The organism is Microcystis sp. M109S1 (assembly GCF_020247025.1).
In the GTDB taxonomy this organism is placed as follows: Bacteria; Cyanobacteriota; Cyanobacteriia; order Cyanobacteriales; family Microcystaceae; genus Microcystis.
This window is the reverse complement of sequence record NZ_JADBRW010000091.1, coordinates 1-11,503: the sequence shown is the minus strand read 5'-3', so window position 1 is coordinate 11,503 and position 11,503 is coordinate 1. Positions and strand designations below refer to the sequence as shown.

General features: G+C 46.0%; 11 protein-coding genes. 4 read left to right on the top strand and 7 right to left on the bottom strand.

Going from position 1 to position 11,503, the window contains the following annotated elements; all coding sequences use genetic code 11:
- The 5 genes from IM322_RS04495 to IM322_RS04475 all read right to left on the bottom strand — a co-directional run.
- Nucleotides 1-378, bottom strand: a 378-nt coding sequence (locus IM322_RS04495) for a DUF5615 family PIN-like protein (RefSeq protein WP_287672665.1), incomplete at its 3' end; no start/stop codon positions are given.
- 3 nt (nt 379-381) lie between these two features.
- Complete coding sequence (locus tag IM322_RS04490) at nt 382-708, bottom strand: DUF433 domain-containing protein (protein ID WP_286827064.1); 327 nt, start codon at nt 706-708, stop codon at nt 382-384.
- Nucleotides 709-906: 198 nt separating this feature from the next.
- Nucleotides 907-1,245, bottom strand: a complete 339-nt coding sequence (locus IM322_RS04485; protein ID WP_158198876.1) for a type II toxin-antitoxin system PemK/MazF family toxin — start codon at nt 1,243-1,245, stop codon at nt 907-909.
- Nucleotides 1,223-1,408 carry a hypothetical protein gene (locus tag IM322_RS04480; protein ID WP_159291351.1) on the bottom strand — a complete coding sequence of 62 codons (186 nt, stop codon included), beginning with the start codon at nt 1,406-1,408 and terminating at the stop codon, nt 1,223-1,225. Before IM322_RS04480 ends, IM322_RS04485 begins: the two co-directional genes overlap by 23 nt.
- A 41-nt stretch (nt 1,409-1,449) precedes the next feature.
- Nucleotides 1,450-1,953: a DUF29 domain-containing protein gene (locus tag IM322_RS04475; RefSeq protein ID WP_287672662.1), complete on the bottom strand. Its 504-nt coding sequence runs from the start codon at nt 1,951-1,953 to the stop codon at nt 1,450-1,452.
- Nucleotides 1,954-2,102: 149 nt separating this feature from the next.
- Here IM322_RS04475 and purL point away from each other — a divergent pair, with 149 nt between their 5' ends.
- On the top strand, nt 2,103-4,373 hold the full coding sequence (gene purL / locus IM322_RS04470) for a phosphoribosylformylglycinamidine synthase subunit PurL (protein WP_287672660.1): 2,271 nt from the start codon (nt 2,103-2,105) through the stop codon (nt 4,371-4,373).
- Between the two features lie 302 nt (nt 4,374-4,675).
- Complete coding sequence (gene purF / locus IM322_RS04465) at nt 4,676-6,139, top strand: amidophosphoribosyltransferase (protein ID WP_287672656.1); 1,464 nt, start codon at nt 4,676-4,678, stop codon at nt 6,137-6,139.
- Between the two features lie 314 nt (nt 6,140-6,453).
- On the opposite strand, the gene IM322_RS04460 is transcribed toward purF, so the two are convergent.
- Together IM322_RS04460 and aroA are read right to left on the bottom strand one after the other, a co-directional pair.
- Entirely contained in the window at nt 6,454-8,217 is a 1,764-nt protein-coding gene (locus tag IM322_RS04460; protein ID WP_287672654.1) for an ABC transporter ATP-binding protein, read from the bottom strand.
- A 723-nt stretch (nt 8,218-8,940) separates the two neighbouring features.
- Entirely contained in the window at nt 8,941-10,281 is a 1,341-nt protein-coding gene (aroA, locus tag IM322_RS04455) for a 3-phosphoshikimate 1-carboxyvinyltransferase (protein WP_287672652.1), read from the bottom strand.
- Between the two features lie 59 nt (nt 10,282-10,340).
- Here aroA and IM322_RS04450 point away from each other — a divergent pair, with 59 nt between their 5' ends.
- Nucleotides 10,341-10,622, top strand: coding sequence for a hypothetical protein (locus tag IM322_RS04450; RefSeq protein ID WP_353737491.1), 282 nt, complete (start codon nt 10,341-10,343; stop codon nt 10,620-10,622).
- A 202-nt stretch (nt 10,623-10,824) separates the two neighbouring features.
- Nucleotides 10,825-11,367: a peroxiredoxin gene (locus IM322_RS04445; RefSeq protein WP_287672650.1), complete on the top strand. Its 543-nt coding sequence runs from the start codon at nt 10,825-10,827 to the stop codon at nt 11,365-11,367.
- The last annotated feature ends 136 nt before the right edge of the window (nt 11,368-11,503 follow it).

Sequence of the window (11,503 nt, the reverse complement as noted above, 5' to 3'; positions counted from 1 at the left end):
TTTAAACGGACGTGGAGGAAAGCGTAAGACTTCTGTTAAAGAAGCAGCATCCCGTGAAGCGTCAACCCCATTCAGCGACCATTCTAAAAAAGTGGCGTGGTGAGGAATCGCCGTCCGTTTTACGGCGGCGAGGATGTCAATCGTACAAACCACAATCCCGAAATGCTGATCGTCACGACGATGCAAACGGATAAAATCAATTCTATTGATCGTCAAAATGGCTCGCTCTTGACTGACAGCAAACGCCAACACCTGCTCGTCAGGTATCCGTTGATTAGCATTTCCCGCTTCTTGCACCGTCAAAACATCATGGCCCAAATTTCTCAACAATTCCACAACCGGCAAGGGAAACTGCTCATCTGCATAAAAACGTGCCATCCCCTAAACTGCCTCATTCTGCTCAATGAGTAAATCAATCTCCTCTTCATGAGCTGCCGCATATACCCAAGCATTGGCTAAATCCGTAGCCTTAATAGTCGGATAACTTGTTAATAAATCAGCATCACTATAACCAAGACGACGAGCTTCTACTAACACCCAAACTGGAATTCTTGTATTGGCAATGCAGGCTTGTCCGCCGCAAACTTTAGGCGTTTTCTCAATTCCCTGCCAATTACCACCAAGACTTTGAGCGAGTAACTGGATTACCTGCACTTTTTCGCTAGGTTTGAGGGCAAGAAGTTGCTCTTCTAACTCTTTGATGATCACAGGCTTAAATCCCCATACAGTTTGGGCCAATTATCCTTAATCATTTTACTAGAAAATTTGGGTTTAAAAACTCCCACTTAAGGCAAATCGTGGAGCGAATGCAACAAAACCCGATTCCCCCCAATGCTCCTAGATTTACACGGGATATCTTACATGAACGCCGTTGATACAAATATCCTATTATTTTTCTTAATTTAATTATTCGTGGGAAGTCTCCATCAAATCCAGAGCAAATAGCAAAGCTTGTTTAATTTTACGCATATTTTCCTCGGTAAGTTCGCCCAGTTTTCGTTCCAGTCTCACCGATGAAATAGAACCTAATCCTTGTATATTTGCTACCGAACCTGTTCGTAGAAACCTCACCGCAGACAATTCCACCTCGTAGTTAGTACCCCGATTTTGTGTGGTTATAGGGATGTAGAGAACTAAGGCCCTTGGTGGGTTGGGGTCAAGACGAGATACTATTACAACAGGTCGCGTTTTGGCAGCCAGTCCTAAATCAACTAGCCACACTTCACCGGGTTTCGGGTTCGTCAATTATATCTAATACCTCCTGCTCAACCAATCTAGAACGGAGAAGTTCTAACGCGTCTTGGTCTGCTAATTCGATAATCTCGACAAGATAACGTCGCACCTGTTCAACAGTTGCCGGTTGCCATTGACGCAGTTTAATTTCCAGTTCTTGAATCAGGGCATCCATATTTCAGTTTTGAAAGCCAATATTATCAGGATAACACGGGTCTAAGTAAAAGGAAAATCGTCAAAGTAATGATCGATATCAATCGGGAACCACTCCCCGTCTAATACCTGTTCGAGGGAGAAAGGAGGCTCGACAGGAATCGCGTCGCCAGTGACGGTTTTCGCTTGTATTAGGGTTTTCCGAGCGTTCGAGTAGGCTTTTTGAAAATAATCCCGTGCGTGGTTGCTGAGAGTGATGGTTTCTAGCCACTCTCCCAGTTGAGTTCGGAAACTGGCAATTTCTCCTACCCAGTGACAGACGTTGCGTTCTCGCTCCCGTTCCGATTTGTGATAAGCTAACTTAAACAGGTGTTCGATAAGCTGGGTTAATAAACTCTCTACAGCCCTTCTGTCACTTTTCCCCATGCACTCCACTTCCTCGATCAGATTTTCCCAGTCCACGTCATCAAACTTTTTTAGCTTTAAAAGTTCGGCGGTTTTGGAAGCCCAAAGAACAAAATCCTGATCGTATAATGCTTTCATTGATAAAGCTGTTTCTACTGCCATAGTTTCGTTCCAACTCCTAATAAAACTATTTCTTTAGCTTAACTTTAACTAGCGCAAACCCTTTTAACTTTTTTATCTTTTACTAAATATTATAACTCGATCTGATCAGACGTTATACAATAAATCTTGTCCCTCGATCCCATTGTCCCATGACTACCCCCTTCACTGCCGCAGAAATTGCCTCAGAAGGCATCAAACCCGAAGAATACGAAGACATAGTCAAAAGACTGGGAAGACACCCCAACAAAGCCGAATTAGGAATGTTTGGCGTGATGTGGTCAGAACACTGCTGTTATAAAAACTCCCGGCCGCTCCTCAAACAATTCCCCACCACCGGCGAAAAAATTCTCGTCGGTCCCGGAGAAAATGCCGGAGTAGTGGATTTAGGCGATGGATTGCGATTAGCCTTTAAAATCGAGTCCCATAATCATCCTTCTGCGGTGGAACCCTTCCAAGGTGCCGCTACCGGAGTCGGAGGCATCCTGCGGGATATTTTTACCATGGGGGCGCGTCCCATTGCTATCCTCAACTCCCTCCGTTTTGGTAACTTGGAAGATGCCCGCAATCGTCGCATTTTTGCCGGAGTCGTGGAAGGGATAAGTCATTATGGCAATAGTGTCGGCGTTGCCACGGTGGGCGGTGAGATATACTTCGATAATGCCTACAATGGCAATCCTCTGGTTAATGCCATGGCTTTAGGGCTAATGGAAACCGAAGAAATCGTCAAATCTGGGGCAAAAGGCCTGGGAAATCCGGTTTTATACGTTGGTTCTACCACCGGCCGCGACGGTATGGGAGGGGCAAGTTTTGCCAGCGCCGAATTAACCGATAAATCTATGGATGACCGGCCCGCGGTGCAAGTGGGCGACCCTTTTCTGGAAAAATCCCTGATAGAAGCTTGTTTAGAGGCATTTAAGACCGGCGCGGTGGTGGCGGCCCAGGATATGGGGGCCGCAGGGATCACCTGTTCTACTTCCGAGATGGCGGCCAAGGGAGGGGTGGGAATTGAATTAGACCTCGATAAAATCCCCGTCCGAGAAACCGGGATGGTTCCCTACGAATATCTGCTATCGGAATCCCAAGAAAGAATGTTATTTGTGGCAGCATCGGGACGAGAAGGCGAATTAATCGAGATTTTCCATCGTTGGGGACTTCAGGCTGTGGTCGCTGGCCAGGTAATTGCAGAACCGATCGTCCGTATATTATTTAAAGGGGAAATTGCCGCCGAAATTCCTGCCACGGCCCTAGCGGATAATACTCCTATCTATCATCGGGAATTACTAACAGAACCGCCAGAATACGCCCAAAAAGCTCAATTATGGCAAGATAGCACGATTCCTATTCCCGAATCCTATAACGAGATTTTATTAAAACTGCTCGATAGTCCCTCGATTGCTTCAAAACGCTGGGTTTATCGTCAATATGATCATCAAGTCCAGAATAACACCGTTATTCTGCCCGGGGGAGCCGATGCGGCCGTGATTCGCGTGCGTCCTCTGGGTGCTAATCCCGCAAATTCTCGGCGCGGTGTAGCGGCGACTACAGATTGTAATCCGCGATACGTTTATCTTGATCCCTATAACGGGGCTAAGTTGGCCGTGGCAGAAGCGGCCAGAAACCTTAGCTGTGTTGGTGCTGACCCTATTGCTGTCACGGATAATCTCAATTTCGGCAGTCCAGAGAATTCAATCGGTTATTGGCAATTAGCCACTGCTTGTCAGGGTATTGCCGAAGCTTGTCGGGAAATGAATACACCAGTGACTGGGGGTAATGTCTCTTTGTACAACGAAACCGTTGATGCAGCTGGCAGCCCCCAGTCTATTTATCCGACTCCCGTGATTGGTATGGTGGGATTAGTGCCGGATATAGGGCAAATTTGCGGTCAAGGTTGGCAAAAAGCGGGGGATTTAATCTATATTTTGGGTTTTTCCTTGCCAACTATCGGCGCTTCCGAATATTTAGCCGTTATTCACGGTTTGGTGACGGGAAAACCGCCGGTAATTGATTTTGAATTAGAAAGAAAGGTACAAGCGGCCTGTCGTCGGGGAATTCGCGCCGGTTGGGTGAAATCTGCCCACGATTGCGCGGAGGGAGGTTTAGCCATTGCCCTGGCAGAATGCTGTATTAGTGGCCAATTAGGGGCGGAAATTGACCTTTCTTGGCACAATCAAGGCCGTTTTGACGCGGTGTTATTCGGAGAATTAGCTAGTTGCATTATCGTCTCCGTTTCCTCCGAAAATCAGCAAGATTGGGAAGAATATCTAAAGACACAATTAGGAGACTATTGGCAAATAACCGGCAAAGTTAGCGAAAAAAGCGATAATATTCTGATTTTTGACCGGGATAAACAACCGGCGATCGATGTTAGTCTAGAAACTATACAGCAAGTTTGGTCAAAAGCGATCGAAAGAAGACTGTAATCTTCAAGCCATCAGCCGTCAGCTAAGTAAGTAGTTATAATTAAATTGAAGATAGATTTTGTCTTTGATCCCCCCTGCCCCCCTTGATAAGGGGGGTGCCGATAGGCGGGGGGATCCCCCTTGATAAGGGGGGTGTCTGATAATTTTTAACGCCTACCTACTTAGATAAGAGCGATAATAACTAGAAAAATGGCTAATTATATCGATAAATAAAGGCTGATAGCTGGTCGATAAATCGTTAAAAGAAGATTAAGATCGGGTAAGATTTTGTTACCAAAGTATTCTGCAGCCCCAACCCTCTCATGTTTAGCCATCCCGACTCATCCCTATCCCTGAACCGCGTCGATAAGCCTGAAGAAGCCTGTGGAGTTTTTGGACTCTATGCCCCTGAGGAAGAAGTAGCAAAACTGACCTATTTTGGACTCTATGCCCTGCAACACCGAGGACAGGAATCGGCAGGTATTGCCACCTACGACGGGGAAACGGTGCATTGTTACAAAGAAATGGGCTTAGTTTCCCAAGTTTTTAGCGAAACTGTCCTTAAAACCTTGCCCGGTACTCACGCCGTCGGTCATACTCGTTACTCTACCACTGGTTCTAGCCGTCGCGCCAATGCCCAACCTGCCGTGATCGAAACCCGTTTAGGTAAACTTTCCCTAGCACATAATGGCAATTTAGTCAATACTTTTGAGTTAAGAAATGTATTAGAAAAGCGCGGTTGTGATTTCGGCACCACCACCGACTCGGAAATGATCGCCGTCGCTATCGGACAGGAAGTGGATAGTGGCAAGGATTGGATACAAGCGGCGATCGATGCCTTTAGCTATTGTAGCGGGGCTTACAGCCTTGTTATCGGCACACCGACGGGAATTATCGGGGCGCGAGATCCCAATGGTGTCAGACCGTTAGTAATTGGGGTTTTGCAAGAAGAAGGCAATCCCCCCCGTTATGTTTTAGCTTCGGAAACCTGCGGATTAGATATTATCGGGGCCGATTATCTGCGGGATGTGCAGCCGGGGGAATTAGTTTGGATTAGTGAAGATGGCTTATCTTCAGTGGATTGGGCCATGAAACCGGAGAAAAAATTATGCGTTTTCGAGATGATTTATTTTGCTCGTCCCGATAGCATTGTTCACGAGGAATCTTTATATACTTATCGGGTACGTTTGGGGGAACAATTAGCCAAAGAGTCGCCGGTAGAAGCGGATATGGTGATGGGAGTTCCCGATTCTGGTATTCCAGCTGCGATCGGATTTTCGCGCATTTCTGATATTCCCTACGCGGAAGGATTGATTAAAAATCGTTATGTGGGACGGACTTTTATTCAACCAACCCAACACATGAGAGAGTCGGGAATTAAGATGAAATTGAATCCTTTAAAGGATGTTTTACAGGGAAAAAGAGTTATTATTGTTGATGATTCGATCGTGCGGGGAACCACTAGCCGGAAATTAGTTAAAGCTTTACGCGATGCTGGTGCAAGAGAAGTTCACATGAGAATATCTTCTCCTCCGGTGACTCATCCTTGTTTTTATGGTATTGATACGGATAACCAAGAGCAATTAATTGCGGCAACTAAATCGGTGGCGGAAATTCAGGCACAAATCGGGGTGGATAGTTTAGCTTATCTCAGTCATGATGCCATGTTAACAGCAACGAAGGAAGACCCGAAAACCTTCTGTACTGCCTGTTTTAATGGTGATTATCCGATTCCTGTACCCGATAATGTTAAGCGCTCGAAGTTGATCTTAGAAAAAGTTAAATAGGGTTTGCTGAATAAATCTAAAAACCTTGTTGGATAAGCTTTTTAGACTTTTTTTGGCTCTCTTGGATTTGGTAGGTAAAATGTATTCTAAGATACATTCCTCCTAGCGAGGGGGTGGAACGAACCACAAAGACACAAAGGACACAAAGATTGATCGATCCTATGTAAGTTAAACTTATCACACAGAACCGAGAAGAGCCTTTTTTCCCTCAAAAAGTACCTTATCGGTAAAACCCTACACCCCAACCCCCAACCCCCAACCCCCAACCCCCAACCCCCAACCCCCACCGAAAAACTTTTTGCCGCAAACCCTACTTAAATCCTCTGAAAACAATCGGCAATTTCCTGGGGAGTTAAAAGAGAATTAGGATAACTGGAAAGTTGTCCTAATTTTTGTGCTAATAAAACTGCTTGGGGTGGAGTTAGATAGGTTTTGGCTAAGAGAGCGGTTTGATGATAAGCTTGCCGGATTGGGGCATCTAAAAGGATAGTTCCTTGACCCATAATAATTACTCTTTCGGCGTATTCTGGCATTAAATAGAGGTGATGGGTGATAACAATCACCGTTTTGCCCATCTGGTGTAATTGACGACTCACCTCTAAAATTGCCTTAGCCCCTTGGTAATCTTGGCCGGTGGTCGGTTCATCAAACACAACTATGCGCGGTTCCATGGCTAAAATTGCCGCAATCACTACCCGCGCTCGATCGCCTTTCGGTAAGGAGAGAGGATGATAGGATCGATATTCTAGCAATCCCATGGCTTCTAGACTTGCTTTCGTGCGTTGGGTAACGATTTCTGGAGGATAACCGAGATTAGTCGGGGCAAATGATACTTCTTTCTCGACAGTGGTGTTAAAAATCTGATTATCGGGATTTTGGGCTACATAACCGATCGAACGGGCTAAATCACTGACAGAAAAGCTATCGGTCGCAACGCGCTCGCTACGCGAGATCGAACGTCCATCAATCATAACTTGACCGGTGGTCGCCGAGAGAAGATTGAGAAAATGCTTGACTAAAGTGCTTTTTCCCGCCCCATTTTGACCGATAATCAGCAAATATTCCCCTTCGGCAATATCGAGGGACACATCCCGCAAGGCGGTAGTACCATCGGGATAGGTATGGCAGAGATTTTTTACCCTCAGTATGGGGTTTAAGGGGTCAGAAACCGACGATAAGGGAGGGGTTGGGCTTATCTGATGGTAAAAGGATTTAAGCTCGTTTAAACGGGCAAAACCGCGGTCTAGGGTGACAGGAATTGATTCGATCTCGCGTAGCGAGCGCGTTGCGAGCGCCCCGATGTTTTGCTCGATCAAAGCAAAAGTAGTGGCCACTTGCGGGGGACGCAGGGCATTTTCCTGTAAACGTTGTACTTGGGAGTAGATCTCTGCTGGGGTTCCCATAGCTTCGATCGCACCATCCCTTAATAGTACCAGGCGATCGGCATATTCGGCCATTTCCTCGGCCGCGTGGGAGACCATGACAATAGTGACACCGAGATGGCGATTTAATTCCTTAATGGTGGCGAAAACTTCTTGGGATCCCACCGGATCCAGTTGGGAGGTGGGTTCATCGAGAATTAACAAAGCGGGCTGAACTGCGAGGGCAGCGGCGATCGCTAATCGTTGTTTTTGTCCTCCCGATAGTTCCCCCGGCGATTTTTTTTCCATTCCCTCTAACCGGACTGCTGCTAAAACTTTGGGAATGCGCGCTTTAATTTCCTCTCGCGGTAGCCTTAAATTTTCTAAGGTAAAAGCGATTTCATTTTCTATAGAAGTGGCTAAAAGTTGCGTTTCGGGATCTTCAAATACTGCCCCCACATAGCGGGCCAAGGTGCTAACCGGATGGGTTAAAGTGTCTAAACCTGCTACTGTTGCATAACCAAAAAAACGCCCTCCGTAAAATTGGGGGACAATACCGTTAAGAGTTAAACAGAGAGTAGTTTTTCCCGCACCTGTGGGCCCGATAATACCTAAAAATTCTCCTCGATGAATTGCTAAAGAGATATTTTTCAGCACTAGATTGGAGGATTCGGGATAAATATAGGAAACTTTCTCTAATTGGGCGATGATTTCCATTATTGGTGGGGAATAGAAGACGGGAGTGGGGTAGATAGGGAGATGTTTTTATGGAAAATTTGAATTAGGGACGCTTCTATTTTTCGCTACCTCGATCGATGAACTTGATTATCACACAGGTGGCCCACTACTCTGTCAATTTTAAAACTATCAGAAGATTTAAGCTAAGACGTATTTAGGGTTTGCGGCAAAAAGTTTTTCGGTGGGGGTTGGGGGTTGGGGGTTGGGGGTTGGGGGATGGGGTGTAGGGGATGGGGGATGGGGTTTTACCGATAAGGTACTTTTTGAGGGAAAAAAAGTCTAAAAGTCTTACCCAACAAGGTTTTTAGATTTATTCAGCAGACCCTATTTAAAGGCTGCATCTCATTTTTGTCAATCTACTGAGTTGGGATTTTTAAAGGGAAACTATAGTCATTTCAGATAAATCTGATACACTCTAGACCGACAAAACCCTTATGAACTCTGGGATTGATATTCTCAATCTTAATTGAAATGACTATATCTTCTAAAATTGGTCATTGCTTCCGATTTTACCACTCAATCCAAGCCTTTGGGGGGTTCTACTCCCCAAACCCCGGAGCGCATTAGTTTTTCGGTGAGATGCTTACAGGCAGCTGCTGATACATTTGTCATCATTTAAGAGTCGCTGATAATTGCTGATTTTCGGTATTTCTGCAATTGTACCAGTTACCCCTCACCCGCTCGCAGAAAAACTTAATATTTTTACTCTTGACAAATTTGCTTTAAGGTGCTAACAAAATCAGGGTAAGAAATGCCGGCCGCTTCAGCGCGATGGATAGTGGTGGGTTGACGGGAATTGAGGGCAGCGATCGCTAGACTCATAGCAATGCGATGATCGGTAAAACTGTCCACTTCCGTGCCGAATAGGCCTGTACCGCCGGTAATCTCTAAACCATCGGGTAATTCCCTTACTTTTGCCCCTAGGCGATCAAGTTGGGTGGCCATCACTGTCAGGCGATCGCTTTCCTTCACCCGTAATTCCTCGGCATCCTTGATAATCGTCGTTCCTTGGGCAAAAACCGCCGCTACTGCCAAAATCGGAATTTCATCGATCAGACGGGGTATAATCTCACCGGCGATCGTGGTTGCCTGTAGTGGACTGGATTTCACCCGCAGATCCGCCACCGGTTCCCCCGTCACCACCCGTGGATTTTCGAGGGTGATATCTGCTCCCATTGCCTGTAAAACCTGTAAAACTCCAGTTCTAGTCGGGTTTGTGCCCACATTTTCGATTAATAACTCGGAATTAGGCACAATTGCCCCCGCTACCAACCAAAAGGCTGCCGAACTGATATCCCCCGGTACAATCACCGTTTGTCCGGTTAAAGTGGGATAACCCGTCACCGTGACGCTATTAGTCTCCCCATCCACCTCAATATTTGCCCCAAAAGCGCGCAGCATCCGTTCACTGTGATCGCGAGATAAAGCGGGTTCCGTGATCGTGGTTTTCCCCTCCGTTAACAGTCCTGCGAGGAGAAGACAGGATTTCACCTGTGCAGAAGCAACGGGAGAATAGTAGTGGATCGGTTGCAGAGATTGCCCAGAAACGGCTAAAGGTGCTAAAGAATTGGCTTTTCTGCCCCAAATTTGCGCCCCCATTTCCCTTAGGGGTTTCACCACCCTGGACATGGGACGCGAGCGCAGGGAAGCATCACCGGTAACGACAAAAAAACGGTCCCGATGACCGGCCAATAATCCTAACATTAAGCGGATCGTCGTGCCAGAATTGCCCGCATCGAGGATTTCTAGGGGTTCCTCAAGATTGCCTAAACCCCTACCTTTGACGATCACTTTCTCGCTGTTGAGTTGGGAAATTTCCACACCCATGCAGCGAAAACAACTAGCGGTACTGCGGGGATCTTCGCCCAATAATAACCCATGAATGACGGTTTCACCTTCGGCGATCGCTCCTAACATCAGGGAACGATGGGATATAGATTTATCGCCGGGGATAGTGATTTTTCCCCGTAATCCCGTGATTTTGGCTGGATCGATGACTAAATCTTGATGGGATTGAAGGGGGTTAAGGGTGACAATAGACATGATCGTTAGGCAGATGAAGACAAGCTCGATCTATTTTCCCCCTTTACCTCGCCCTTTCCTTGTCAAGTTATGTAAAGAATATTAAGCTAGAAGCATTCAGTCGTCAGTTTTTTGTTATGCCCACTACTGCCCAAGAAGTTTATAATCAAGTGGTCTGTCACTTATCATCTGGGGAACGTTTGCGGTTGGCCACAATCATTCTCAATCAACTTGTCGGCCAACAACAACCATCGACCGATCAAAATGATACCTGGACTGAGGAGGATCAGATCGATCTTGTCAATTTTTCCCTAAACTATGCGGCCAAAACTTTCTCTGATGTGGAGGGGGTTAATTGGTGACGTTTTCCCCTGGAGATGTGGTGACAGTTGATTTTCCCGGTGTGACAGGAACGAGGGAAAGGACACAAAGATCGATCGCTCCTGTATAAGTTAAACTTATCACACAAAGAATAAGAGAGCCACCGATTGTTCCCTAACCCTACGATTTTTTACTAAAATAACTGATAACTGATAACTGATAACTGATAACTGATAACTGATTATGTCTCGTCGTCAACTTTTGAGTTTTTTAATTGCAGTAATTCTGGCATTTTTTGCCTTTATTCCCGATGCTAACGCTTTAGGTGGTTCCCAACCCCCTTTAAACCAACCTGCACCCGATTTTACCCTACCGACTAACACGGGAGAAGGCAATATTTCCCTATCGGATTATCGGGGTAAGTGGGTAGTTTTATATTTTTATCCCAAGGATTTTACCCCGGGCTGTACCCTAGAAGCGCGGCGTTTTCAGCAGGATTTGCCGAAATATATGGCTAAAAATACGCAAATTTTAGGGGTAAGTGCCGATGATGTCGATTCTCATGCGGAATTTTGTGACTCGGAGGGTTTAAAATTTCCCTTACTAGCAGATACCACTGGAGATGTTAGTAAAGCTTATGGTTCTTGGATGGGTTATGTTTCCCTGCGTCATACCTATCTTATAGATACCCAAGGGATTTTAAAAGAGATTTATTTAGGGGTAAATCCTGCCATTCACAGTGCCGAAGTTTTAGCACGTTTAGAGGAATTACAGGCGAATTCTTGACATCCTCGCCGCCGTAAAACGGACGGCGATTCCTCACCACGCCACTTTTTTAGGGTGGTCGCTGAATGGGGTTGACGCTTCACCGAAAAACGCTTAATTGCTTAAGTCTGACACTTCCTCCACGTCCATTTTGAGT

Excerpts from the sequence above, each read along its gene's own strand:
- IM322_RS04475 (WP_287672662.1), bottom strand. The coding sequence starts at position 1,953 with ATGGCAGTAGAAACAGCTTTATCAATGAAAGCATTATACGATCAGGAT.
- aroA (WP_287672652.1), bottom strand. The coding sequence starts at position 10,281 with ATGTCTATTGTCACCCTTAACCCCCTTCAATCCCATCAAGATTTAGTC.
- IM322_RS04480 (WP_159291351.1), bottom strand. The coding sequence starts at position 1,408 with ATGGATGCCCTGATTCAAGAACTGGAAATTAAACTGCGTCAATGGCAA.
- IM322_RS04445 (WP_287672650.1), top strand. The coding sequence starts at position 10,825 with ATGTCTCGTCGTCAACTTTTGAGTTTTTTAATTGCAGTAATTCTGGCA.
- IM322_RS04460 (WP_287672654.1), bottom strand. The coding sequence starts at position 8,217 with ATGGAAATCATCGCCCAATTAGAGAAAGTTTCCTATATTTATCCCGAA.
- purF (WP_287672656.1), top strand. The coding sequence starts at position 4,676 with ATGTTTAGCCATCCCGACTCATCCCTATCCCTGAACCGCGTCGATAAG.
- purL (WP_287672660.1), top strand. The coding sequence starts at position 2,103 with ATGACTACCCCCTTCACTGCCGCAGAAATTGCCTCAGAAGGCATCAAA.